The sequence below is a fragment of the Streptacidiphilus sp. EB103A genome (genome assembly GCF_041261405.1).
GTDB lineage: Bacteria > Actinomycetota > Actinomycetes > Streptomycetales > Streptomycetaceae > Streptacidiphilus.
The window spans coordinates 14,431-39,904 of the sequence record NZ_JBGCAQ010000005.1 but is presented as its reverse complement, the minus strand read 5'-3'; the positions used below and the strand labels follow the sequence as shown (position 1 = coordinate 39,904).

The window sequence follows — 25,474 nt, the reverse complement described above, 5'->3', positions numbered from 1 at the left end:
CGCCCATCAACCGTTCCTTCCTGGCATCGACTCCGCATCGGCGACGCCGTCTGTGGTCCGGTCGGTGAGGCGGAGGGCTTCTTCGAGGAGGCGTTCGACGATCCGGTTCTCGGGGACGGTGGCGACGACCTGGCCGCGGACGAAGATCTGGCCCTTGCCGTTGCCGGAGGAGACGCCGAGGTCGGCGTCGCGGGATTCGCCGGGGCCGTTGACGACGCAGCCCATGACGGCGATACGCAGCGGGTGGGGGAAGCCGTCGAAGGCGGCTTCGACGCGGGCGGCGAGGGTGTGGATGTTGACCTGGAGGCGGCCGCAGCCGGGGCAGGAGACGATCTCCAGCTTGCGGGGGCGCAGGCCGAGCGAGGACAGGATGTGGCAGCCGGCCTTGACCTGTTCGGCGGGGGGTTCGGACAGCGAGACGCGGATGGTGTCGCCGATGCCCTCGGCGAGCAGGACGCCCAGCGCGACGGCGGATTTGACGGAGCCCTGGAAAGCCGGGCCGGCTTCGGTGACGCCGAGGTGGAGCGGGTAGTCGCAGGCGGCGGCCAGGAGCCGGTAGGCGGCGATGACGGTGAGCGGGTCGTGGTGCTTGACGGCGATCTTGAGGTCGGTGAAGCCGTGCTCCTCGAACAGCGAGCACTCCCACAGCGCCGACTCGGCCAGTGCTTCGGGGGTGGCTCTGCCGTGCTTGGCCAGCAGGCGCGGATCCAGGGAGCCGGCGTTGACGCCGATCCGGATCGGCACGTGTGCGGCGGAGGCGGCGACGGCGATCTCGCGGATCTTGTCGTCGAACTTCCTGATGTTGCCGGGGTTGACCCGGACGGCGGCGCAGCCGGCGTCGATGGCGGCGAAGACGTAGCGGGGCTGGAAGTGGATGTCGGCGATGACCGGGATCGGGGACTTGGCCACGATGGCGGGCAGCGCCAGCGCGTCGTCGGCGGAGGGGACGGCGACGCGGATGATGTCGCAGCCGGCGGCGGTGGCCGCGGCGATCTGCTGCAGGGTGGCGTCGATGTCGGTGGTGGGGGTCGTGGTCATGGTCTGCACCGAGATGGGTGCCCCGCCGCCGACGGGCACGGTGCCGACGGTGATCTGGCGGCAGGGGCGGCGGGGGGCGAGCACGGGGCCGGCCGTCCGGCTGTCGTCCGTGGCTGGGCCGCCTGGTCGGTTGCGGCCAGGGAGGGTGGGCTGGGGGAGGTCGACGCTGGTCATGGCCTGCTCCAGGCTTCGGGGGGCGCGGGCGGGTGTGCGGGTAACAGGTCTCGGTAGGCGGGGGCCGGGCGCGGGCCGGTCCGCGAGGAGTGCAGTAGACGGCGAGCGGTGTCGGCCAGGGCCGGGCCGGTGATCCCGGCCGCGGCCAGCAGGTCGGTCCGGTCGCCGTGTTCGAGGAACGCGGTGGGCAGGCCGAGGGCGTGGACGGGGGTGGTGACCCCGGCCTGGCCGGCCTGATGGGCGGTCAGCGCGCCGACACCGCCTTCGGCCACACCGTCCTCGACGCAGAGGACCAGGGTGTGGCGGGCGGCGAGGTGGAGCAGCGCGGGGTTGACCGGGGCCACCCAGCGGGGGTCCGCCACCGTCACGCCGATGCCGTCGGCGCCGAGCAGGTGGGCGGCCTGCAGGGCGGGTGCGGCGGTGGTGCCGACAGCGATCAGCAGGACGTCCAGGGGGCGGCCCGGGGTGCGGTGCAGGATGTCGATGCCGTCCAGGGTGGCCAGGGCCTCGATGTCCGGGCCGGCGGTGGCCTTCGGGAAGCGCAGCGCGGTCGGGGCGTCGGAGGTGTCCAGGGCCTCGCGCAGCAGGGTGCGCAGCCGGGCGGGGTCGCGGGGGGCCGCGGTGCGCAGGCCCGGGACGCGGGCGAGCAGGGACAGGTCCCACAGGCCGTGGTGGGAGGGACCGTCGGGGCCGGTGATCCCGGCGCGGTCCAGTACCAGGGTGACCGGGAGGCGGTGCAGGGCGATGTCCATGAGGAGGTGGTCGAAGGCCCGGTTGAGGAAGGTGGCGTACAGGCACACCACCGGGTGCATTCCGCCCATGGCCAGGCCTGCGGCGCTGTTCAGGGCGTGGGGTTCGGCGATGCCGAAGTCGAAGACCCGTTCGGGGAAGGTGTCGCTGAAGGGTCCCAGTCCGACCGGCAGGCGCATCGCTGCGGTCAGCGCGACCACGTCCGGGCGCTGCGCTGCCAGGGCGGTAAACGCCTCGGCGAAGACGCCGGTCCAGGACGACTTGGCAGCGGCGAGAGGGCGCCCGGTGATCGGGTCGATGATGCCGCAGGCATGCATTCTGTCGTCGGTGTCGGCCTCGGCCGGCGGGTAGCCGCGGCCCTTCTCGGTGACCGCGTGCACGACCACCGGGCGGCGCAGGTCCGCGGCCCGGCGCAGGGCGTCCTCCAGAGCGGGGAGGTCGTGGCCGTCGACGGGGCCCAGGTAGGCGAACCCGAAGTCGGTGAAGATGTTGCGGGGTTGGGTGCCTGGGTCGCCGGAGCGCAGGTGGGAGAGATGGTTGGCCAGAGCGCCGGCGGTGGGGTCGTAGGAGCGGGTGTTGTCGTTGAGGACCACGATCACCGGGCGCTGGGAGGCGGTGCCGAGGTGGTTCAGTCCTTCCAGGGCCAGGCCGCCGGTCAGGGCGCCGTCCCCGATCACGGCCACCACCCGCCGGTCCGGGGTGCCTTGCAGGTGGAAGGCTTTGGCCAGGCCGTCGGCGTAGGCCAGGGCAGTGGAGGCGTGGGAGTTCTCGATCCAGTCGTGCTCGGACTCGGCACGGCTGGGGTAGCCGGACAGGCCGCCGGCCTGGCGCAGGGTGGTGAACTGCTCGGCGCGGCCGGTCAACACCTTGTGCGGGTAGGACTGGTGGCCGGTGTCGAACACGATCGCATCCCGGGGCGAGCTGAAGACCCGGTGCAGGGCGATGGTCAGCTCCACCACGCCCAGCCCCGCCCCGAGGTGGCCACCGGTCGCCGACACGGTCTGCACCAGCAGTGCCCGGATCTCGGCGGCCAGTTGCGGCAGCCGCTCGGAGGCCAGGGCCCGTACCGCCTCAGGTGTACCGCAGCGGGCCAGCAGTGCGCCGACGGCGGTGCGCGTGGTGGCCGTCACCGGGTACGCACCTGCTTGGGGAGGGCGAAGTACACCGGACTGCCGACCGGCGCCGCGTCCAGGGCGGCCTCGACCGCGGCGATGGCGCGCTCCACGCCGGCACAGAACGACTGCGGCGAGGCCGGCAGCACTGTTCTGGCCGTCATCGGCCCCACCTCATCCGTGGTCTGCGGTGTGTGCGGGATGCGTCCCGGGTGCCCGGCGACTTTCGTCTGTCCAGTAAGGGCCATACGGCGGGACCGTGGGCGCCGGGGGCGAACGGAGTTGTTGAATGACCGACGGTGTTGAACGCGTCCCGTGCGCCGACGTCGTGATGACCGGCCCGGTGATGGCGCTCCGCATCTCACAGGGGGATCCGGTCGCGCTCTCGCGTGCGACCGGAGAAGCGGCGCAACGAGCGTCGCCACTGCTCGACCTGCTGGTTCACCGCCGCCGAGCAGAGGGCCGCGCCCTCGTCCCGGAGTGCCTGATCGTGCCTGGCGGCCTCGTCCAGGCGTCCCGCCGACAGCAGCACGCTCGCCAGCCGGACCCGGGCCTGCACCGTGCTCCAGCGGTCCTCGGCCCGGCGTGAGGCGAGGGTTCGTTCGAGCGCGCGGACCACCCCGGGCGTGTCGCCCAGGGCCGACAGCGCCTCCGCCCGCCGGAGTTCGAGCGCCGCCTGCGGGGTGCCGTCGAAGGGGTAGCCGTCGAAGGGGTAACCGATGCCGTCGGCGCCGCGCAGTGCCGATTCGGCGGCGGCGAGGGCCTGCATCGCGCCCGCGCGGTCCCCGAGGCCCGCGCGGGTCACGGCCAACTGCGCCTCGGCGAAGGCGAGGATGGCAGGTGAGGTCCCCCGGGCTCCCTGGACGGCTGCCCGTGCCGCAATATCCGCGATGCGGCGGTGGCCGAGACCGTACGCCTGTGCACTCATGGTCCGGACGACCAGTACCCAGACCGCCCGGTCCCTCGACTCCACAGCCAGGTCACGGGCCATCAGGAAGCAGCGCTGAGCGGAACCGTGCCGCAGCTCGTCCGCCTCCATCAGACCCAGCAGCAGCACCAGCCGTGCCGCCTCTGCGTACAACTGCGGGCAGTCCCGGCTGTCGACGGCCTGCAGTCGTGGGGCCACCACCTCGGTCAGGTAGGCCCGCAGGGTCGCCGGTGCGTACCCGCCGCCGTGCGCGTCCAGTACCTGCGCGAAGAAGTGCACGGCGGTCCGTGCCGCCTCCACCGCGCTGGTCTCGGACAGTCGGGCCATCGCGCTTCCGCCTCTGTCCTCTCCCCCGTCCGTGACCCAGTGGCCCGGCGTGACCTCGGCGGGGCGGTACGGCTCCGGTGTCGACGGGTCCCGAAGCAGGTCGCTCAAGTCGCGTCGTGGCGGGCTCGACATCGCCTGCCGACGGTTGCCCGGCGTCTCGGATGCGAGAACTGCGAGAACGGGAAAGCCTGCGTCCTCCGGGGTGACGGCCCGCCCCAGGCGACGGCTCAGGGCCTCACATGCCAGCGGCAGCACCCGCGCGTTGGGGCGGCTGCCGGTCAACCAGTGCGCCACTGCGGTGCGGTCGTAGTACAGACGCTCGCCGACTTCGGCGCCCACCGCGTTGACCGCCTGCGCCAGCGCCTGCTGGGTCCATCCCGCTTCGGCGAGAAGGGTGCGCAGTGCGGTGTTCGGGGTTCTGGGCACAGCACTCCCTCCACAAACAGCTCGGAGAACGCATGCCGGCGCGGGGAACCAGACGTGTGCTGCGCGGTGGTGTGATCTACGCCCATGCGGGGGCCGGGCAAGCGGCGACTTCGGCAGCTGCTTCCTCGCAGCCGTCAAGATTCACAAAGTCAACATCCAGTAGCAAAAGGGATGTTGCACACTCAGGCATATTTACATAATAGGCGTTATGATCGCAACCCTCAGGGGACGTTCCCCTGCACGGGCGCGCCCCGTTCACCCCCCATTCGCTCCGTGTGCGCCCCTTCTTGCCCCCTGGCAGCATCGCGGGAACCTGTTCGATACTGATCTCGGGCCCACCCGCCTTGCCTGAGCGTGTGCTTGGACACAGCCATGGGCCGGCAGCGAGTCGGACGCTGCCCCAGAGACCCGGTCAGGGGGCTCCATGTCCAGTTCGGTGTCCAACCAGCGTCGGCGCGGTCCGATGCACGCACAGGCCGCGATCACTCGCGAGCGGGTCCTGCTGGCCGCCGCCGACGTCTTCGGCACCCGCGGCTACACCGCCACCAGCGTCTCCGACATCGTCCGCGCCGCCGGCACCACCAGCGGTTCGATGTACTTCCATTTCGGGTCGAAGGAGGCCATGGCCGCGGCCGTGGTGCAGGCCCAGTACGACCGCTGGCCCGCGGTGGTCGAGCGCTTCACCGACGCCTCCGGCCCCGGCCGGGAACTGGTCTGCCTGGTGGCGCTGTCCTTCGCCGTCGGCCGGGCCTTCCGCGACGACCCGCTGATCCGCGGCGGGGTCCGGCTGTCGCTGGAACGCGCTGTCATCCCTTTCGCGTTGCCGGTCCCCTTCGTCGGATGGATCGAGACGGTCACCGAACTCCTGGCCGCCGCCCGTGCAGCCGGGCAGGTCAGCGACACTCTGGACCCGCCCACGGCAGCCCGCCTGCATGTCGCCGCCTTCTTCGGCGTGCAGTACGTCTCGGACGCCCTGCACGGCCGTGAGGACCTGGAGGCACGGCTCACGGACATGTGGCTGGGCATGCTCCCCGCCTGGCACCTGTCCATGGACGAGCACCAACTCGTCGAGCAGGCACGCGCCCTGTGCGCACAGCTGGACGGCGAGCAGGAGGGTCCGGTCACCGCTGCTCGGGCACCCGAGGCAGACCACGGGCGGACGGGGACAGTCTGACCTGCCCATGGGCGGTCACCTGCGCGCCCTGGCGGACGACGAAGTCGACGCACTCGTCACCGGCCACGGTGCATTCCACCGCCGCCGGCAGGTCCGGCTCGGTGAACGCGGCCGAGAAGAGCTCGCAGCCGACGAGGACCCGGTCGACCCACCCCGTGTGCAGCCGTGCGGCCTGCTGCGCGGCCTCGGCCAGGAGGAGGCCGGGTACGTGGTCCAAAGGGTGGTCGTAGTAGACCGGATGGGCGGGATGCCGCGGCGAGACCAGCACGCGACCCTGGCCGTCCACGGCGACGGCCACGTCCTCCTCGCGCCGGCGGCCCACTGCGGCGGGTGCCGGATGACGCACCTCCCCCACGAACGACGCGGCCGGGTGGCCCACGGGTCTGCGGGAGCGCAGCGCGCTGTACTGAGAAGCCGTCAGGATCCTTCCTCGTCCGTGTGCTTCGGCGAAGACGGCACCCTGATGGGAGAAGGACGCCGCCACCGCGAAGCCGTCCACCGCGCCGCGCCGGCGGCGGAGGTCGGTGTAGGTCAGCTGGCAGGTGACGTCGGCGGGCGCGGTCAACGACAGCGGAGCCCTGGCGTCCTGCCAGCGATAGCCGATGTTCGCCATGACGAACTGGGCGTCCGTCGGCACCTCGTACAGCAGGTGGGCGCCGCAGATCCCGGCCTGGCGCATGGTCTCGAGGACCACAGTCGAGTCGTGTCGGCCGCGGAGGTCGCAGCCGAAGACGCTGTGCCCCCTGGGCCACTGCGCGGCCACGGCGATCCCGTCCGGCCCGGTGCGCGCGGCTGCGGTGAGCAGGACCTCGGCAACGGAGGCACGGTGGACCAGATCGCGGGACATCGTGCTCTGCCAGTAGAGCGCGGTCCCATCCTGAACAACGTGTGGCAAGGACACAGTCAGCCCCCAGGGATCAGTGATTCAGTCGCCGAAGAAGGGAGAAGTCAGGCGAAGAGCCGGTCGGGATCGAGCCGGTGCTTGACGGCCTGCCAGCGCGAACCGGCCCGTGCGGGGGGTGTCGAGGCCGCCGCGTCGGAGGAGAGATTGGCGTACGCGCCGCGGTGGGCCCAGGGCCTCGTCCGGGCGCTGACCGAGCGGACCCACCGGCTGCGTTCCCGGTCCAGGTCCGGGGTGTTCCAGCGGGCGGCAACCGTCAGCAGATAGGGTGCGGCCACCGGGCCGAATGCGCCAGCTTCGGCCTGACGATCACTCACCCTTCCGCCCAGGAGATGGAGTTGAAGCTGACTGTCGGGCGGCATCGACATTCCGATGTCCAGGAGTGCCTCCTGGGCCGAGCTGTCCAGCGGACCGAGGAAGCCGGAGGTGAAGTAGTAGCGCCGACCGTGCGGCCAGAGGGCGTCCGCCATGCGTTGCAGGTCCGGATAGGCCCGTGACTGCATTCCGTTCACCCTCGGCGGGAGACCGTCCAGCAGTCCTTCCACAGCCTGGCGACCGGTCCCGTCCAGCGCGCACACCGCCAGGCCGGCGAACGGCGTCGACTCCCCGCTGGGCGGGCGGCCCATGCCCCAGATGACGGAGACCGCGCGCGGCATCGCCGCACCCTGATCCACCAGCCGCGCGAGCAGCACCGAAGCAAGCTGGGCGTCGTACTGGCTCTGCCCGCCCCAGACCGTCGGCGGCATCGCGCGCAGCGCGAAGGTCAAGGAAGTCACTACCCCCAGGCCCCGTCCACCTCCCCGCAGTGCCCACAGCACCTCCGGATCCGTCACGGCGTCGACGGACAGGAGCCGCCCGGCCGCAGTCACCACCTCGGCTCGCACAAGATGGTCGCAGGACAGGCCGTATGCACGGCTCAGCCAGCCGAACCCGCCTCCCAGCGCTAGGCCCGCCACGCCGGTGTGCGACACCGCACCGCCCGGCACCGCCCCGCCGGCCTGCCAGGCGGCGGCGTCCAGGTCGGACCAGAGTGCTCCCCCACCCACCCGGACATGTCCTGCGGACACCTCCACCGCACGCAATCTCGACAGGTCCAGCAGCAGCGCCCCGTGTCCCACCGATTCACCGCTGACCGAGTGGCCACCGCCGCGCACCACCACCGCGAGTCCGCGCCGCCGCGCCGCGAGCACCGCCCGTGCTGCCTCTTCCGGCCCCCTGGGTTGCACGACGACCGCCGGGACTCCCTTGTGCATGGCGTTCCAGATCCCGGCAGACTCGGTCCGCAGGCAATCGTCAGCACTCACCCGTACCCCCGTCACTGCCGACCCTGACTGTCAGTCACACACTCATCAGACCAATTCGCCTTCTACCGAGGCAAATAGCGCTACACGGAAAGGATTCACCACTACCCGGCGTAACAACCCTCAGCGCCGGGTGACGGCCGTGTCAGTCGATGCACGTCCAGCCCAGGGGGCGCGCGTGACGGATGAGCGCCGGATCGCGGCCGACGACGACGGGGTGTCCGACCTGTTCGAGCAGGGGCAGGTCGGAGATGTGGTCGCCGTAGGTGTGGCAGTCCTGCGGATCGATGCGGTGCCGGACCATCAACTCCCTGGCGGCGTCGGCCTTTGCCCGTCCGATTATCGGGATCGGCAGCTCGCCGGTGTACCGGCCGCCCACCGAGTCGGGCCGCGAGCACAGGAGGGCGTCCGCGTTCAGGTACGCGGCGATCGGCTCCAGGCAGGGCGGGAAGGAGCCGGAGACCAGCACCGTCAGATGTCCGCGCGCCCGATGGAGACGGAACGCCTCCAGGCCCGAGGCGTTCCAGAACCCCGCTCCGTTCTCGGCCAGGAACCAGGCACGGCCGTACCGTTCCACCTCGTCGACGCGGTGACCCGCGAACAGCCGGTAGTAGGCGCGGTTGGCCTCACCGCGGGATTGTCCGCCAGCCGCTGAGGCCCTGAACCGCGCCACGGCATCGGCGAATTCCCGTCGGGGGCGCCCGAGGGCCTGCCAGTAGAACTCCAGAAAGCGGTGCATGGTCTTGACCGCGACCAGCGTTTCGTCGACGTCGAAGAACGCGGCCCTCGGCGGCCCGCCATCCGGACCCCGGCCTGGTACCTCATCGCCGGTCATTGTTCTGATATGTGCCCATAAGTACGGCCACCATGCCGCTGGCTGACCAGCACGCGAACGTTCAACCCGCCGATGGCGCCGCCGACAACGGTGGACGAACGCGGGATGGCTGCCTCGACAAGAGCAAAGTGGATCATTCCGGCCCTCTTGTTGTGAACCTGACCCGTCGTCACAATCCTGTGTGGTTGCTATGCATCGCGCGTAGACAGCGACTCGACACGGGAGTGCCGATGAAGAAGTCCAGATGGTGGATGGCGGGCCTGGCCGGCCTGGCCCTCCTGCTCAGCGGAGTCCAGGGCTCGGCCCAAGGGGCCGGGACGAGTGGCGCCGCACACCCGGCGACCGGCGTGGGCTCGTGCACGCTGAAGAACTGGAACGCCAGTCAGGACCCCGAGGACGCCAGGGCCCTGCCCGAGGGGCAGCGTCCCCAGTCCTACAAGCCCGACGACTTCAACTGCACGGGCGCCCACTTCGCCGCGCCGGGCGTGGAGTTCACCAAGTTCCCGCAGCCGCACAACTACCCGGCCCGCACGGCCTCCGGGGGCGCGAAGAGCACCGCCGCCGCGGCCGCGGCGAACCCGCTCGCTCCCTACTTCCCGCCGTTCACGCACTTCGTGGTGCTGACCCGGGAGAACCACACCTTCGACGACTACCTCGGCGACTGCGCCACCACCGTGCAGTCCGGGTGCAACGGCGTCGTGCAGAGCACGAACCACATCAGCTCGGTGCCCAACCTGCACACGCTCGCCAGGACCTACTCGCTGCTGGACTCCTACAGCACCGGCACACAGCCCCCGAGCGGACCCAACCACTGGTGGCTGTTCTCCGCGCAGTCGTCCTCCAGCTCGCAGCAGCAGTCCTACCCCGCCGCCACCGGCACCCAGTTCGACCGCTTCCTCAAGGGCGCCTCGGGCCCCTCGGGCGAGGGATCCAACCCCTGCGTGGCACAGGTGGGCAGCGCGACCGGGACCGCCCAGCTGTCGATGGTCACCGACGGCGACTTCTACTGGATGCTCAGCACCGGCAGCGGCTACTGGCGCAACCCCGCCACCAACGCCCTCGAAGTACTGCCGGTCAACCGGCCGGGCACCACGATCCCGGAGGAGCTCGACTACAACAACTACACGTGCAAGGCGCAGAACGACGACGACCAGGTCATCGCGAACAACTACATGAACTTCGTGACGGCCAACGGCCTGCCCGCGTACTCCTACGTCGAGCTGTTCAACGACCACCCCGGCACCTACCAGGACATCCCGAAGAACGACGCGGTCACCAAGCAGATCGTCGACTCGATCATGAACAACGCGTCCTACAAGGACAACACCGTCATCGTGGTGACCGAGGACGACACCCAGAACGGCAGCAACGGCCCGGACCACGTCAGCAACACCTACCGGGTGCCGACCGTCATCATCGCCTCACCCAAGTACATGAAGCAGGCCTATGTCAGCCACGTCGCCTACTCCACGAACAACGTGCTGGCGGCGATGGAGCGCGTCATGCAGAACGTGCACCCGGGCGTCATCGACCCCAACGGCGCCATCGGGCTGAGCACCTTCCCGATGACCGCCAACGACCAGGCAGGCCTCGGCGACCCGCTGGAGGACCTGTGGATCCAGGGCGCCACCCCCCTGTCCGCGGTCGCCGGCGCCTCCCCGACCACGGGCAACGCGCCCCTGGCGGTCAACTTCACCGGCTCGGCCTCGGGCGGGACCGCACCCTACAGCTACAGCTGGAACTTCGGCGACGGCTCCGCGGCCGGCACCACGCAGAACCCGACCCACACCTACAGCGCCGCAGGCACCTACACGGCAACACTGACAGTCACCGACAGCGCCTCCCCGGCCCACACCGCCACCTCGACGGTCGCCCTGAACGTGAGCGCGGTCGGCAACCCGCTGGCGGCCAGCGCCTCGGCCACGCCGACCTCGGGACAGGTACCGCTGAACGTGTCCTTCACCGGCACCGCCACCGGCGGGACACCGGCGTACTCCTACAGCTGGAACTTCGGTGACGGCTCCGCGGCCGGCACCACGCAGAACCCGACCCACACCTACAGCGCCGCGGGCACCTACACGGCAACGCTGACAGTCACCGACAGCGCCGCTCCCGCCAAGACCGCCAGCTCGACCGTGACGATCACAGCTTCGCCCATCGCGGGCGCGCCGCCGAGCGCCCCGACAGGCCTCACCGCCACGCCCGCCGCCGGGCAGGCCACGCTGACCTGGCAGGCCCCCTCCAGCAACGGCGGCGTCAACATCACCTCCTACAAGGTCTACCGCGGCACCTCCAGCGGCACCGAGACCCAACTCACCTCCGGCGGCTGCAGCAACCTGGCCGTCACACTCTCCTGCACCGACACCGGACTCACCAACGGACAGACCTACTACTACAAGGTCACCGCCGTGAACCCGATCGGCGAGAGCACCCAGAGCAACGAGGCCAGCGCCACGCCCGGCGGCTGCACCGCGCAGCAACTGCTCGGCAATCCCGGCTTCGAGACCGGCACCGCCTCGCCCTGGTCCGCGACCACCGGCGTGATCAGCAAATCCTCCACCGAGCCCCCGCACTCCGGCACCTGGGACGCCTGGCTGGACGGCTACGGCAGCACCCACACCGACACCCTGTCGCAGACGGTGACCCTGCCCACCGGCTGCTCCTCGGAGCAACTCAGCCTCTGGCTGCACGTGGACACGGCGGAGACCTCCACGACCACCGCCTACGACACCCTCAAGGTGCAGATCCTGGGCAGCTCCGGCACCGTGCTGGCGACCCTGCACACCTACTCCAACCTCGACCACCTCACCGGCTACGCCCAGCACACCTTCGACCTGTCGGCCTACGCCGGCCAGACGGTGACGCTGAAGTTCACCGGGAGCGAGGACTACACCAAGCAGACCTCGTTCGTGATCGACGACACCGCCATCAACACCAACTGACCCCACCACGGGAACAGTGACGGCCGGCCGGGTGACAACACCCCGGCCGGCCGCGGCCGTTCAACATGGCCGAACGTTCAACACACCGGCGGGCAGTCCCCGCTTGGCGTGCTGCCGCGGATCGGGCCGAATGGGTAGCGACAGAAGCTGTCCGGCTGACCGAGCACCTTCCGGCCACGCAAGTAGGTGATGCCCCGTGACCGCCCTTTCTCCAACTGCCCGTCGCGTAGAGCTCGCAGACATTCCCGCCCGGATCGATGCCCTCCTGCACACCTTCCTCGATCACAAGAGCCGGTCCGCAGGACGGGAACGCATGCCCGGTGACGTGGCGTCGGTGCTGCGGAGCTTTCTGGACAGCGGCGGCAAACGGCTGCGCCCCGTCATGTGCGTGCTCGGCCACCGGGCGGGCGGCGGGCACGACGACGACACGGTGCTGCGTGTCGCGGCCGGGCTGGAGATGTTCCATGCCTTCGCCCTGATCCACGACGACATCATGGACAACTCCGCCACCCGCCGCGGCCGCCCCACGGTCCACCAGGCCCTCGGCGCCACCTACAACGACTCCGCGCTGGGAGCCGGTGCGGCGATTCTGGTCGGCGACATGGCCCTGGTCTGGTCGAACGAACTCCTCTACGCGCACAGTCCGTTGGCGGACAGGGCAGCAGAACTGCGCCGGATCGTCGACGCGATGCATCAGGAGGTCATCTACGGCCAGTACCTCGACCTGACCGCGCCGCTGCGGCCCCTCGCCGATCTGGAGGCGGCCTGGCAGGTGATCCGCTACAAGACGGCCAAGTACACCTGCGAACGCCCCCTCCACGCCGGAGCAGCTCTGGCCGGAGCCGATACGGCACTGCTGGCCGCCCTGACCCGTTACGCGCTGCCGCTGGGTGACGCCTTCCAGCTCCGCGACGACCTCCTCGGCGTCTTCGGCGACCCGCAGCACACCGGAAAATCCACCCTGGACGACCTGCGCGAGGGAAAGCGCACCGTCCTGCTCGCCCTCGCCGCCCAGCAGGCCACCACCACCCAACAGCGCCTCCTTGATGGGACGGTGGGCAACCCGCACCTGGAGGCGGAGGACGCCGCCCGCGTCCGTGAGGTGCTGGAGGCCACCGGCGCCCGCAGCACCGTCGAGGCCATGATCGCCCATCGGTATGAGGAAGCACTGGCCGCACTCGATGCCGTCCTCCTCCCGACACACGCCACCACCGCCCTGCGCACGATCGCTGCCCTGGCCACGGAGCGCACGTCATGAAGACAATCGCCGATCTCCCCGTCGCCCCGAACCGCCTGCCGTGGCTGGGGCACAGCGTCGCCGCCATGCGCGATCCGATGGGATTCCTGGAGCAGCTCCGTCCGTTGGGGCCGATGGTGCGGTTCTCGATCGGGCCGCGCGAAGCCGTCCTGGTCCTGGATCCCGACCTGCTGCACGAACTGCTGATCGCCAAGGCCGACCATTTCGCCAACGGCCGCCTGGCCCGGCACGCGGAGCCTCTCGTCGGCAGGTCCGTGCTGCTGCTCACGGGCGAGGAGCACAGCTACCGGCGCCATCTGTTCTACCCGTACCTGCACCGGGACGCCCTGGAGCCCTTCTCGGTGCTGGCGGCACGAACCGCCGAGGAGCGCATCTCCTCGTGGCAGGACCGCACCTGGATCGATGTGCCGCGCGAGATGCTGGCGCTGGAGTTCCGGCTGATGCACGAGTTCATCTTCGGCCGTCGCATGTCCGAGGACCGGGAAGCCCGCTTCCAGGAGCTGTTCGACGAGACCTTCCGGCGCCTCGGCCCGCGCACGCTCATCCCGCAGTGGGCGGACCGGTTGCCCCTGCCGATGAACCGCAGATTCCACCGGGCCTGCCGGGAGATCTTCGCGATCATCCGGGACGAGGTCGACACCTCGCTGCAGGCCCCGGACGAGGGAGCCGGATTCATCAAGCGCGCCGCCGCGGCGAGCGCGAAAGCGGGCCGTCCCCTGTCCGCGTACGAGGTCACCGAGGAAGCCATGGGCTACGTCGCCGCGGGTATCGAGACCTCGGCGTCACTGTCCTCATGGCTCTGGTACGAGCTAGGCCGGAACCCCGAGGTCCAGGAGAAGGCCCGCGCGGAGGTCGACGAGGTCATCGGCGACCGCGCTCCTCGGCTGGAGGACATCAGGCGGCTCAGCTACCTGGGCAGTGTCGTGAGGGAGACGATGCGCCTGTACGGCCTCCCGCTCTACGGACGGGAGTGCATGCGCCCGTGCGACATCGGGGACGTCCACATCCCGGTCGGTACCCAGGTGTTCTTCTCCCTCTTCGCCACCCAGCGCAACCCGATGCTCTACGACCGGGCGGACGAGTTCCTGCCCGAGCGCTGGCAGGAGAACTCCGGCAGGCCGCCGCACAAGCTCGCCCACATACCGTTCAGCGCGGGCGACCGGCGCTGCCCGGGGGACGCCGTCAGCATGCTCAAGATCCCGCTCATCACAGCGGAGATCCTCCAGCGGTGGCGGCTCAGCATCGACCCGAGCGTGCGGACCACGGCGGCCCTGGAACTCGTCGTGCGCCCGTCGAACCTCCACATGATCGTCCGTGAGCGATGAACGAGGAGTCCACCGTGACCGGGTGAACGCGATCGCCGACCTCTTCAGCGCAGCCGACCCGGCCTGAACCGGCGGTCGGCGCGCGTGGCACGACAGGAAGGAACGCCATGCCGCGCGGAATAGACCTGCACTACCCCTTCCCCAGCCGTATCAGCCCGGACTATGAGCGGGCCCGCTCCGCGCACCTGCGATGGCCGCGCCGTTTCGAACTGCTGGAGACCGTCTGGGCAGCCGAACGGCACACCCGAGCCGACTACGCCGGACTCGCCGCCCGGTTCTACCCCACGGCCGTCGGCGCCGACCTGGATCTGGGCGTCGACCTGATGAGCTGGTACTTCCTGTTCGACGACCCCTTCGACGGACCGCTCGGCGAGGATCTGCACCAGGTCCGGCGGCTGACCCGGGCCATGGTGCACGCGCTCGACCGCGACCCGGAGCCGTCGGCGGAACCGATTGTCAGGGCCTTCGCCGACCTGTGGGAGCGCAGTTGCGCGGGCATGTCGCGCACCTGGCGCTACCGCGCCGCCGGCCACTGGCGCGCCTACTTCTCCGGCTACGTCACCGAGGCCGAGCACCGCATCCACGGCGTGCGTCTCAGCGCCGACGGGCACCTGCGGCTGCGCCGCGACACCATCGGTGTGCAGCCGACCATCGACCTCGCCGAGCGGCTGGGGCACTACGAGGTCGCCTCACGGGTCTTCTTCAGTGAGCACCTGACCGCGATGCGCCTGATCGCCGCCGAGGTCGACACCCTGCACAACGACGTCTGCTCGGTCGAGAAAGAGGAGGCGATCGGCGATCTGAACAACATGGTTCTGATCGTCGAACGCGAGCAGGGCTGCGACCGTCCGACGTCGGTGGCGGTGGTCAGCTGGATGCTCCGGGAGCGTGTTGAGCGCTTCCTCGCTCTGGAGTCCGGCATCCCGGCGCTGTGCTCCGAGTTGCGCCTCTCCCCGGCCCAGAGGCACGACGTGGATCGCTATGTCGCCGACGCCCTGCGCACGGTGATGCGCGGCGACCTCGACTGGGCCGAGCAGTCCGGCCGCTACGACGCCGAACAGTCCGCCCTGCTGCCGGACTGACGCTCCGACCACGACCCAGGAGACCCGATGACGGCCACGACGACCGCACCGAGGAACATCCCGGTAGCTCCCGGAGCAGTGCCGGGTCTGGGACACGCCCTGCCCATGCTGCGCGACCCGCTGGGATTCCTGACCCGGCTGCCCGAGCACGGCGACGTGGTGCGCCTGCGCCTGGGCCCCGCCCATGTGCTCGTGGTCTGCGATCCGGACCTGTTCCACGAGGTGATGCTCAACTCACGGGTCTTCGAGCGGGGTGGCACGTTCTATCAGCGTTTCGCCGAGGCCACCGGAAATAACATCGGGACCTGCCCGTACGCCGACCACCGCCGTTACCGGCGGTTGACCCAACCCGCCTTCCGGGTAAGCCGGTTCCCCGGCTACACCAGCATCATGGCCGACCGGCTCGACGAGCTCGCCCGTGGCTGGCAGGACGGAGAGAGCTTCGAGATCACGTCCGCGATGATGAACATGACCGGCTCGCTCTTCGTGTCCGCCATGTTCGGCACCGGACTTGATCCAAAGATCGTGGACGGCGCCGTCACCAGCATCAAGGACCTGCTCGCCGGTCTCTACCAGCGCATCTTCCTGCCTTCGGCCCTCGCGCACGCCCCGCTTCCGGCCAATCGCCGCTGCGAACGCGCCATGCGCACGCTTCGCGCGATGTCCGAGACCATCGTCGGCGAACGCCGCGCCAGTGGCACGACCGACCAGGGCGACCTGCTGTCCATGCTGATGGCCGGTCAGGACGAGCTTGAGACAGCACAGTTCGCGCCGCTGACCGACGTGGAGATCATGGAGCAGGTCGTCGCCTTCTTCATCGCCGGGGCCGAGACGACCGCCAACGCACTGGCGTGGGCGCTGATCGAACTCAGCCGACACCCCGACATCGAGCGCGAAGTCGCCGCCGAGGCGCGCTCGGTGGTCGGCGACGGCGTCGTCCGCCACGAGCACCTGGAGCGGCTCACCCTGTGCGGCCAGGTCATCCTGGAATCCATCCGGATGTATCCGCCCGGTTGGATCCTGACCAGGCGCGCCAGCGAGGACACCACCCTCGGGGGCTACGACGTTCCGCGCGGCACGACCGTCGCGGTCAGCCCGTACCTCCTGCACCACCGCCCCGACCTGTTCCCACGTCCCGGGGTCTTCGACCCGTACCGCCCCGAGATACTCGCCCGTCGTCCGCGTGGACCGTTGGTGCCCTTCGGCTCCGGTCCGCACAAGTGCATGGGAGACGAGTTCGCACTGACGCTCTCGCCACTCGCCCTCGCCGCGATCACCGCACGCTGGAGCCTGACCCCCGCCGACGCCAATCCGGCCCGCCCCATCACCGGGATGCTGCTCGCACCGCGCGACCTGCGCATGACCGTCCACCGCCGTGCCGACTGAATGCAGGAAGAGGAACTGATGGAGCGTCAAGACATGCGGTTCGAGGGTCGCGTCGCCCTGGTGACCGGAGCAGGCCGCGGGCTGGGGCAGCAGTACGCGAAGCTCCTCGCGGAACGGGGTGCCCGGGTGGTCGTCAACGACGTGGGCTGCCAGGTGAACGGCGCGGGCCGGTCCCCGCACAGCGCCGGCGACACGGTGGAGGCCATCGTCAAGGCGGGCGGCAGCGCCATCGCCAGCGCGGACGACATCAGCCGCAGGGAGGGAGCGCGCGCCGCGGTTACAGCGGCGCTGCGGGAGTGGGGACGGCTGGACGTCATCGTCAACAACGCCGGCATCTTCATCCCGCAGTCCTTCTCGGACCTCACCGACGACGCGTGGTCGCGCACGCTCGACACCCACATCGGGGGAACGTTCCAGGTCGTCCGGGCCGGCTGGGAGCACATGCGGGACGCCGGGAACGGCCGGATCGTCAACACCTGCTCCGCCACCGTCTACGGCCTGCCGGGCACCGCCGCCTACGGCGCTGCCAAGGGGGCCGTTCTCGGCCTGACCAAGACGCTCGCGATCGAGGGAGCCGAACACGGCATCAAGGTCAACGCCGTGATGCCGTTCGCCGCCACGCGGATCACCGACCAGACCGTACCCGAAGGCGAATTCCGCTCCATGTTCGACCGCATGTTCCCGGCGGAGAAAGTCGCCTGCGTCGTCGCCTGGCTGGCCCACGAGGACGTTCCGTGCACCGGAGAGATCTTCGAGACCGGCGGCGGCTACGTGCGCCGGGTACTTCTCACCGTGACAACGGGTCAGGCCTGGGACCGACCGACCCCGGAAAACCTCCGCTCCGCCTACACCACCATCGCCGACCCTTCGCACACCTGGGCGCCGAAGGACAGCAACGACGCACTCCGGTCCATCACCCAGCACCTCCAGGACCAGGCCGCCGACATCCCCGACTGGATCGACACCGCGCCGGCACCGTGACGGCACGCGTCGGGCGCTCGCAGCGCCCCGACGATGCCGCCCGGCCCTCCGGGGACTTCGGGGGCACCGGTCACCACGTCCAGATCTCGAACTCTCCCCGGACAGGCCAGGTCGGCCGATGGCGGGCCTGGAGCCCTGTCTACCGGCGGGCGGTGAGTACCAGTTTGCCCGTGGCGCGGCCGGCCTCGGCGTCCGTGTGGGCCTTGGCGGCCTGGGCGAGCGGATAGGTCCCGGCGACGTGCGGGCGCAGCCGAGCGGCCTCGGCGAGCGCGGCGATGCCGACCATGCCGGCCTGGTCGTGCTCGACCACGATGTTCGTGGCCCGGACTCCCAACTCGGCGGCGCGCTCGGTCACTTCGTCGAAGTCGACGGGCAGGCTGGAGACCAGGACACCGCCCGGCCTGAGGGTGTCCAGTGAGCGCAGCCGGTCGGCGCCGCCGACCAGGTCGAGGACCACGTCGATGTCATGGGCCTCCTTCGCGACGTCCGCGCTGCGGTAGTCGATGACCTCGTCCACGCCCAGGCCCCGCAGGAAGTCGCGCTTGTCCGCGGAGGCCGTGCCGATGACATACGCGCCGCGCGCCTTGGCGAGTTGCACCGCGACATGCCCCACCCCGCCGGCCGCCCCGAGCACCAGCACCCGCTGTCCGGGTCGCACGTGCGCGGTGTCGACGAGCGTCTGCCAGGCGACGAGCGCCACCATCGGCAGCGCCGCGGCCTCGACGTGGCTCAGCGCGGCGGGCTTGGCCGCGAAGGCGCGGACGGGGCCGGTGACGTACTCGGCGTAGGCGCCGGCTCCGTACGGGTACGGCAGCATGCCGAACACCTCGTCGCCGGGCTGGAACAGCGAGACGCCGAGGCCGACAGCCTCGACGACGCCGGACACGTCCCAACCGAGGGTGAACGGCGGCTCGCCCAGGAACAGGCCGAGCCGGCGGTGCTGCCAGTCGGTGGGGTTGACGCCGGCGGCGTGGACGGCGACGAGGATCTGGCCGACGCCGGGCTCCGGGCGCTCGCGCTCGACCTCCCGCAGGACGTCCGGCTCGCCCAGGGTGTCCTGGCTGATGGCCCGCATAGTGTCCGTGTTCGTGTTCGTGGTCATGGATCAAGCCTGCGGCAATGCCTCTGACCTCGCCAATGGCAGGATGGTCAGGTAGCGATAGAATCGTGCCATGCCCGCGTTGGAGTCCCGCACCGTCCTTGATCAGCGGCCGCACCGCGTCGTCGTCCTCGCCCTCGACGGGGTGTACCCCTTCGAGCTGGGCGTCCCCGATCGGGTCTTCGCCGGGGTCGAGGGGGCCTACGAGGTGGTGACGTGCGCGGCGACAGAGGAACGCACCGTCGTGACGGGCGCGGATTTCACCCTCACCCTCCAACACGGGCCCGAGGCGCTCGACAGCGCCGACACGGTGATCGTGCCGCCCTGCGACATGCGTCGCTTCACAGCCGACCTGCCCGAGCCGGTGCGCGCCGCGCTCGCCCGCATCCGCCCCGGCGCCCGCATCGTCTCCCTGTGCACCGGCGCGTTCACCCTGGCCGCCGCCGGGCTGCTCGACGGGCGGCCCGCGACCACGCACTGGGCGTTCACCGACCGGTTCCGCCGGTTGTTCCCCGAGGTCGCCCTGGACCCCGAGGTGCTGTTCGTCGACGACGGCGACGTGCTCACCTCGGCGGGCGTCGCGTCCGGGATCGACGTGTGCCTGCACCTGGTGCGCTGCGACCACGGCAGCGCCGTCGCCAACCGGGTCGCCCGGCTGTGCGTCGTGCCGCCCTGGCGCGACGGCGGCCAGGCCCAGTACATCGAACAGCCCATGCCCGCGGAGGGCGCCAGCGGCACCGGCGCGACCCGCGCCTGGGCGATGGAACACCTCGACCGGCCGCTCGCCCTGCGGGAGCTGGCCAGGCACGCCCGGATGAGCCCGCGCACCTTCTCCCGCCGCTTCCAGGAGGAGACCGGCACAAGCCCCGGCCGCTGGCTGATCCAGCAGCGGGTGCAGCGCGCCCGCCACCTCCTGGAGACCAGCGACCTCCCAATCGACCGGATCGCCGCCGAAGTCGGCTTCGCCACCGGTGCATCATTGCGGCAGCACCTGCACGCGGCGATCGGGGTGTCACCCCAGACGTACCGGAACACCTTCCGAGGCCGCAGCGGAGTGTCCGACCGGGAGGCGTAGCCGGACTCCGTCCCGGTCAGTTGATGAACGGCTTGGAGCCGAAACGGCGCCAGAGCGTGAAAGCGGCCAGGACGATGTAGACCAGGTCCACCACCATAAGAGTGAACTCGTGCCGCCGGATTCGGGTGATCGCCGCTCCGGTCATGAGCAGCACCAGGTCGAGAGCGACCAACGGCAGCGCGGCCAGCGTGCTCGAGCCGGAGATCGCCGATGACGCGATCCATGGCGTTGACTGCGTCATCGAGACGCAGAGGGTCGTAGTCGGCCAGTAGGGGCGGTGATCCCTTGGCAGTCGCGACCGTCGCAAACCGGCGTTGGTCTATCGGCGCGGCTCCCGCGCAGCGCTGGCTACCCCCTGCTCGGCCGTCAGCCTCTCGGCGCTGCAGAGGGCATGGGCTGGCCTCGGCCGGCGATAGGCGCGGGGAACCACCATTCGGCGCCTTCACCGGCGGCTGCCTCGTCGACCGGACCGGCTCCAGTTCCGTCTTCTGGCCGTGTGTGGTCTTCGGGTGCGCCGTCCTGATGGAAAATCAGGTGGCCTCGGCACGCCCTCTGGCTAGTGTTGCGCAGGTGCCCGAGCTGAAGCAGCTGGATGCTGGCCATGCCCCGGCGGTCCTGGCCTTCGAGCTGGAGAACCGTGCCTACTTCGCTGCCTCGGTCTCCGACCGCGGCGACGAGTTCTACAACCACTTCGCCGACCGGCACCGCGCCTTGCTGGCTGAGCAAGAAGCCGGCATCTGCGCCTTCTACGTGCTGGTCGCCGAAGACGGCTCGGTGCTGGGCCGGTTCAACCTGTACGACATCGAGGACGGCACTGCCAACCTCGGCTACCGGGTCGCGCAGCACGTCGCCGGCCGCGGCGTGGCGACCGCGACCGTCCGAGAGCTGTGCCGGCTGGCGGCGGCGCGGCACGGGCTGCACACACTGCGGGCAGGCACCGCCGTCGTCAATGCCGCGTCCCAGAAGGTGCTGACCAAAGCCGGGTTCGTCCCAGTCGGACCGGCCGCCCCGGCCGACCTCGGCGGTAAGCCAGGCACCTGGTATCAGCGCGATCTGGCACTCCAGCCGTAGACCGTGATCTTGCCAGTGGACCGGGGACGGGACGGCAGCGGCCACCGCTGACCTGGTGGGACCCCGGCTATTTCTTGGGAGTCAGGGTGCCGCCGCCTTTGAGGGTGTAGGTCTTGCCGGCCAGTGCCTTGTTCGCGGTCAGGTTCGGGTCGTAGGTGACGCTGTGTCCGTTGCCGACGATGTTGCCGATGCTGCTGCCGGAGATCGCGGCGGCGTCGGTGAGGGAGGTCAGGGTGGAGTCGGCGGTCACCGTCCAGGTGGTGCCGGACGCCAGGGTGAGCGCGGCGTTGGTGAACGTGCCGGTGAGCGTCGATCCGCCGGTCAGCGAGACTGCGGCGGAGCCGGTGCTGTCGCAGGTCACGTTGCCGGTCAGCGTCTCGCCGTCGGCGGTCAGCACGGCCTTCCCGTTGGCTGTCGCCGCGAGCAGTACCCCAGTGCTCGAACTGAGTGCGGCGCCGCCCTTCACCGTGATGGCGGCGGCCGTCTTCTGCACCCCGAAGACGGGACCCTTGGTGGCGGTCAGCGAGCCTCCGCTCACCGCCAGCGCACCGGTGCCGACCTCGGCGTCGCCCGAGCCGCTCTGGTAGAGCAGGCTGCCGTAGCTGGTCCCGGTCAGCCTGCTGTCGTTGAGGGAGACCGAGTTGGTCCCCTCCACGGTGACGGCCTCCGCGCCGGTGGAGGTGCCGGTGACCTGGTTGAGGGTCATCTTCCCGGTCGAGTAGACATCGGGCGAGTACTTCCCGGACGTGGACAGGGTGCCTCCGTTGACGACCACGGTGCCACCGCCGCGGTCCGTCGCCACGGCCCCGGCGTGGCATCCCGAGGTGGTGACGGCGACCTTGTTGAGCGTGATCGAGCCGCCGTAGCTGGCGATCACACCGTGGCCGAACTCCCCGGTCGCGTTGAGGGTGCCGCCGTTCATGGTGACCGTGGCGGCGGTCCCGTAGGCGTCCAGCAGGTTGCCGCCGGAGCCGGTAGTGCTCACCGAGCCGCCGTCGATGGTGATCTGCCCGCCGGCGTGGGCACTGACAGCGGCATTGAGGCCGTAGAAGCTGGTGTCGTCGGAGGAGGTGGTGCCGCCCGAGGTGTGGATCGTCGGACGGATCAGGGTCAGCTTCCCGCTCTTGGACGCGACCACGGCGGAGGTGTCGTCGGCGCCGACGGTGAAGCTCTGACCGGTCTTGGCCACGCTCCCGCTGGAGAGGGTGTACAGGGCCGAGCCACTGTTGCCGGTGCTGCTGGACGATCCGCCACCGGCAGCACTGCCTGCGCCGCCTCCCGCACCGGGCGCGCCACTGGGCGCTGCCCCCTGCCCGCCCTGCCCGCCACCGGGAGCGGCTCCGGTCGGGACCCCACCGCTCGGGGGCGTCCCGCCCGGGCCGCCGCTCCCCCCGGCGGCCCCACTCGGGACCGCACCGGCGGTGCCACTCGGCGGGGTCCCGCCCGCGCCGCCTGCGGCAGCTCCGCCGCTCGGGCTTCCGACGTTGCCGGTGCCACTGCCCGAGCCACCGGTCACCCCGGGCGCGGAACACGACGAGGCCGCGATCACACCCGCCGAAGCTGTGGCTCCCGAGGAGGCCGCTGATGCGGCCCCCGCAGGTGAACCCGGGCCGCCGGACGCGACGGCGGAGGCGGAGGAACTCCCGGACGAGCAGCCGGACATGGCCAGCGCCGCCATGGCCAGCGGCGCGGCGATCAGAATCCGCGATGAGTGCACCCGCATGCGTCTGCCTTTCAGGAAACGTGGAGGAAGATCCCAGACTCCGCGGAAGCTATAGCGCCTGGCTGTGACGAACCCATGCGAAGGCCGCAGATCTGTCGCAGATTCGGTGGTGACGGAGTGCAGAGGCCGACCGCGACCCGACATCACCTCTTTGTTTGCTGATTTGCGCGACTGTGCAACTATTCTCACGATCACGGCGTCGTATCGCTGTGAACGAGGGTGACGTCGTGCGCATCCTCGATGCGCGTGTGAAGGGTGGGGCTATGACCGACTCCTGGGGTCGGCCGGGCGGTGCCGAGCCAGGCGGGGCAGGTGGGCACCAGCGGCCGGTTGGCCGGATCGGTCAGCCGGTGGCACAGATGAGCGGACCGCTGTTCGCCGACGAGTATCCGGACGACGCTGCGCGCCCCCCTGCGGCCGGCCCCCGCGGGAGCACCGAGGAACGTCCTCCGCTGGAGTCGCAGGCGCCCCGGCCGGGCCGCGCGCAGGCGCGGCGAGCGGCGGCAGAGGCCGGACCGCAGGCCGGGGTGCCGACGGCGGTCGGGATGCTGGTGCTGATCCTGGTGCCGCTGCTGGGCGCAGTGGTCACCGGCAGTGGTCTGGGTCTGCTCTTCACCGTCAGCGCGGTCCTGGCCGCGGCGGCGTCTGCGTCGCTGGTGGCGCGGCGCGCGTTGTGGTGGATCGTGACGGCGACCCCCGCCGTGGTGCTGCTGGTCGCGCTGGTCGCCCGCGAGGCGGGGGCCTCGGCCGGCTCCACGACCACCGCCAAGCTGGCGACGAACCTCCTGGGGTGGACCGCACACGCGTTCCCGGTGATGGCGATAGCCACCGGCGCGTCGATCGCGGTGACGGTGGTCCGAGCGGTACGGGACAGGCGTACGAAGGAGCAGGGACATGGCTGACCCACGGGCGGGACAAGGACGGGGACGCGGACGCGGACGGGCGGCGCCGCCCCGCAAGGCGCGCGGGCATTCCAAGCTGCTCATGGTGGGCCGGGCGGTCGCGGTCGCGTCCTCGGCCGGGGTGCTGCTGACATCGGGCGTCTCCTGGTACACCTACCATGCGCTGACGACGGGGATGAAGACCTCGGACGCCCTGTCGGTCACTCAGAAGAACGCCCCGCCGAAGGCGTTGGACAACTCGGTCAACCTGCTGCTGATCGGTCTGGACAGCCGCAAGGACATGAACGGCAACAACCTGCCCAACTGGATAGTCCAGGACGAGCTGCACGCCGGCGGGTCCAGCGATGTCGGCGGCTACAACACCAACAGCCTGATCCTGCTGCACATCCCGGCCGGCGGCGGGAAGGTGCAGGCCTTCTCCATCCCGCGTGACGACTACGTCGAGACCCTCAACGGCGACGGCTCCTCGCAGGGGATGCACAAGATAAAGGAGGCGTACGGGCTGGCGAAGGCCGCCGCCGAGACCAAACTCCAGGCCCAGGGCGTCACCGGGGCGGCGCTGGAGCAGCAGAGTCGCGAGGTGGGACGTGAGGCGACGATCACCACCCTGCAGGCCTTCCTGGGGGTGCGGATCGATCACTTCGCCGAGGTCAACCTGATCGGCTTCTACGACATCGCGCAGGCGGTGCAGCCGATCACGGTGTGCCTCAAGCAGGCCACTTCGGACCCGGCGATCAGCGGCCAGGGCTCGGGGGCGAGCTTCCACAAGGGGTTGAACACGCTCAACGCGGCCCAGGCTCTCTCCTTCGTGCGCCAGCGGCACAACATCGCGGCCACCGCGGCCAACGGCGGCGGGTCCGACTTCGCGCGGACCCACCGTCAGCAGGCGTTCATCTCCTCGGTGGAGTACAAGCTCAAGAAGGAGGGCCTGTTCAGCGACCTGGGCAAGATGCAGAGCCTGCTGAACGTGGTCAAGAAGGACATCGTGCTGGACAACCAGTGGAACATCCTCGACTTCGCCCAGCAGGCCCCCAACCTGACCGGCGGCAAGGTGGTGTTCAACACCCTGCCGATCACCGGGTTCGCCACCCGCAACCAGGAGTCGGTCAACCTGGTCAGCCCCGACCAGATCAAGCACATCATGCAGCAGCTGATCGGCCACGACCCCGCACCGGCGGCCTCCGCCTCGGCGTCGGGCGGTTCCGCCCCGGCCTCGGCCAATACCGCCCCCGCGGTGGTGGACGTGCTGAACGGTTCCGGAGTCACCGGCGGCGCCGCCGCCGAGTCGAAGGCCCTGGTGGCACAGGGCTACACCGCCGGTCTGGTCAGTTCGCACAGCGCGCGCTCGCACACCACCGTCCTCTACGGCACGGGAGCCGACACCGCGGCTCAGCAGATCGCCGCGAAGCTGAACGCCGGCACCCCGACCGCGAGTTCCACGGTCAGGGCGGGGCACGTCGAGGTCATCCTCGGTGCCGGATTCACCCTGCCGACGTCAACCGGATCGGGCGGCGGAAGCGGCTCGGGCACGGGAAGCGGCTCGGGAAGCGGCTCAGGCACCGGCACGGGCAGCGGTTCCGCAGGTTCCGCCACGCCCGTGAGCGTGCCCATGCAGGGGGACGCCGTGACGGCCGGCGGCATCCCCTGCGTCGACTGACCCGTGG

21 protein-coding genes are annotated in these 25,474 nt (G+C 70.5%); 11 read left to right on the top strand and 10 right to left on the bottom strand.

The window, feature by feature from the left end; all coding sequences use genetic code 11:
• Positions 1-6 precede the first annotated feature (6 nt).
• The 4 genes from ispG to ABH941_RS09310 all read right to left on the bottom strand — a co-directional run bounded on the left by ispG (position 7) and on the right by ABH941_RS09310 (position 4,755).
• Positions 7-1,212: a flavodoxin-dependent (E)-4-hydroxy-3-methylbut-2-enyl-diphosphate synthase gene (gene ispG, locus ABH941_RS09325; protein WP_370128182.1), complete on the bottom strand. Its 1,206-nt coding sequence runs from the start codon at positions 1,210-1,212 to the stop codon at positions 7-9.
• A complete protein-coding gene (locus ABH941_RS09320; RefSeq protein ID WP_370128181.1) occupies positions 1,209-3,092 on the bottom strand; it encodes a 1-deoxy-D-xylulose-5-phosphate synthase in 1,884 nt (627 codons plus the stop codon). The genes ispG and ABH941_RS09320 overlap by 4 nt, the downstream gene beginning before the upstream one ends.
• A complete protein-coding gene (locus ABH941_RS09315) occupies positions 3,089-3,238 on the bottom strand; it encodes a hypothetical protein (RefSeq protein WP_370128180.1) in 150 nt (49 codons plus the stop codon). Before ABH941_RS09315 ends, ABH941_RS09320 begins: the two co-directional genes overlap by 4 nt.
• Positions 3,239-3,435: 197 nt before the next feature.
• Positions 3,436-4,755 carry a hypothetical protein gene (locus ABH941_RS09310; protein WP_370128179.1) on the bottom strand — a complete coding sequence of 440 codons (1,320 nt, stop codon included), beginning with the start codon at positions 4,753-4,755 and terminating at the stop codon, positions 3,436-3,438.
• A gap of 424 nt (positions 4,756-5,179) precedes the next feature.
• Here ABH941_RS09310 and ABH941_RS09305 point away from each other — a divergent pair, with 424 nt between their 5' ends.
• Complete coding sequence (locus tag ABH941_RS09305; protein ID WP_370128178.1) at positions 5,180-5,929, top strand: ScbR family autoregulator-binding transcription factor; 750 nt, start codon at positions 5,180-5,182, stop codon at positions 5,927-5,929.
• On the opposite strand, the gene ABH941_RS09300 is transcribed toward ABH941_RS09305, so the two are convergent.
• The 3 genes from ABH941_RS09300 to ABH941_RS09290 form a co-directional block, all read right to left on the bottom strand.
• Positions 5,877-6,776, bottom strand: coding sequence for a ScbA/BarX family gamma-butyrolactone biosynthesis protein (locus tag ABH941_RS09300; protein WP_370128177.1), 900 nt, complete (start codon positions 6,774-6,776; stop codon positions 5,877-5,879). The two genes, ABH941_RS09305 and ABH941_RS09300, sit on opposite strands and share 53 nt — an antisense overlap.
• 101 nt (positions 6,777-6,877) lie before the next feature.
• Positions 6,878-8,134, bottom strand: coding sequence for an FAD-binding oxidoreductase (locus ABH941_RS09295; protein ID WP_370128176.1), 1,257 nt, complete (start codon positions 8,132-8,134; stop codon positions 6,878-6,880).
• A 142-nt stretch (positions 8,135-8,276) separates the two neighbouring features.
• Complete coding sequence (locus tag ABH941_RS09290) at positions 8,277-8,966, bottom strand: HAD family hydrolase (protein ID WP_370128175.1); 690 nt, start codon at positions 8,964-8,966, stop codon at positions 8,277-8,279.
• A gap of 230 nt (positions 8,967-9,196) precedes the next feature.
• Between ABH941_RS09290 and ABH941_RS09285 the strand changes: the two genes are divergently transcribed.
• The 6 genes from ABH941_RS09285 (at position 9,197) to ABH941_RS09260 (ending at position 17,940) form a co-directional block, all read left to right on the top strand.
• Positions 9,197-11,908, top strand: coding sequence for a PKD domain-containing protein (locus ABH941_RS09285; RefSeq protein ID WP_370128174.1), 2,712 nt, complete (start codon positions 9,197-9,199; stop codon positions 11,906-11,908).
• A gap of 313 nt (positions 11,909-12,221) precedes the next feature.
• Entirely contained in the window at positions 12,222-13,166 is a 945-nt protein-coding gene (locus ABH941_RS09280; protein ID WP_370128173.1) for a polyprenyl synthetase family protein, read from the top strand.
• Positions 13,163-14,491 carry a cytochrome P450 gene (locus tag ABH941_RS09275; RefSeq protein ID WP_370128172.1) on the top strand — a complete coding sequence of 443 codons (1,329 nt, stop codon included), beginning with the start codon at positions 13,163-13,165 and terminating at the stop codon, positions 14,489-14,491. The genes ABH941_RS09280 and ABH941_RS09275 overlap by 4 nt, the downstream gene beginning before the upstream one ends.
• 107 nt (positions 14,492-14,598) lie before the next feature.
• On the top strand, positions 14,599-15,573 hold the full coding sequence (locus ABH941_RS09270) for a pentalenene synthase (RefSeq protein ID WP_370128171.1): 975 nt from the start codon (positions 14,599-14,601) through the stop codon (positions 15,571-15,573).
• Positions 15,574-15,600: 27 nt separating this feature from the next.
• On the top strand, positions 15,601-16,959 hold the full coding sequence (locus ABH941_RS09265) for a cytochrome P450 (protein WP_370128170.1): 1,359 nt from the start codon (positions 15,601-15,603) through the stop codon (positions 16,957-16,959).
• A gap of 18 nt (positions 16,960-16,977) precedes the next feature.
• Positions 16,978-17,940, top strand: coding sequence for an SDR family NAD(P)-dependent oxidoreductase (locus ABH941_RS09260; RefSeq protein WP_370128169.1), 963 nt, complete (start codon positions 16,978-16,980; stop codon positions 17,938-17,940).
• 139 nt (positions 17,941-18,079) lie between these two features.
• Here ABH941_RS09260 and ABH941_RS09255 read toward each other — a convergent pair whose 3' ends face one another.
• On the bottom strand, positions 18,080-19,042 hold the full coding sequence (locus ABH941_RS09255) for an NADP-dependent oxidoreductase (protein WP_370128168.1): 963 nt from the start codon (positions 19,040-19,042) through the stop codon (positions 18,080-18,082).
• Positions 19,043-19,112: 70 nt separating this feature from the next.
• Between ABH941_RS09255 and ABH941_RS09250 the strand changes: the two genes are divergently transcribed.
• Positions 19,113-20,114, top strand: a complete 1,002-nt coding sequence (locus ABH941_RS09250; RefSeq protein WP_370128167.1) for a GlxA family transcriptional regulator — start codon at positions 19,113-19,115, stop codon at positions 20,112-20,114.
• 16 nt (positions 20,115-20,130) lie between these two features.
• Here ABH941_RS09250 and ABH941_RS09245 read toward each other — a convergent pair whose 3' ends face one another.
• Positions 20,131-20,355: a hypothetical protein gene (locus tag ABH941_RS09245; RefSeq protein ID WP_370128166.1), complete on the bottom strand. Its 225-nt coding sequence runs from the start codon at positions 20,353-20,355 to the stop codon at positions 20,131-20,133.
• A 329-nt stretch (positions 20,356-20,684) separates the two neighbouring features.
• Here ABH941_RS09245 and ABH941_RS09240 point away from each other — a divergent pair, with 329 nt between their 5' ends.
• Positions 20,685-21,185: a GNAT family N-acetyltransferase gene (locus ABH941_RS09240; RefSeq protein WP_370128165.1), complete on the top strand. Its 501-nt coding sequence runs from the start codon at positions 20,685-20,687 to the stop codon at positions 21,183-21,185.
• A 67-nt stretch (positions 21,186-21,252) separates the two neighbouring features.
• On the opposite strand, the gene ABH941_RS09235 is transcribed toward ABH941_RS09240, so the two are convergent.
• A complete protein-coding gene (locus tag ABH941_RS09235; protein ID WP_370128164.1) occupies positions 21,253-22,908 on the bottom strand; it encodes a hypothetical protein in 1,656 nt (551 codons plus the stop codon).
• A 359-nt stretch (positions 22,909-23,267) separates the two neighbouring features.
• On the opposite strand from ABH941_RS09235, the gene ABH941_RS09230 reads away from it, so the two are divergent.
• Complete coding sequence (locus tag ABH941_RS09230; RefSeq protein ID WP_370128163.1) at positions 23,268-23,810, top strand: DUF6542 domain-containing protein; 543 nt, start codon at positions 23,268-23,270, stop codon at positions 23,808-23,810.
• On the top strand, positions 23,803-25,467 hold the full coding sequence (locus tag ABH941_RS09225) for an LCP family protein (RefSeq protein WP_370128162.1): 1,665 nt from the start codon (positions 23,803-23,805) through the stop codon (positions 25,465-25,467). Before ABH941_RS09230 ends, ABH941_RS09225 begins: the two co-directional genes overlap by 8 nt.
• Positions 25,468-25,474 lie beyond the last annotated feature (7 nt).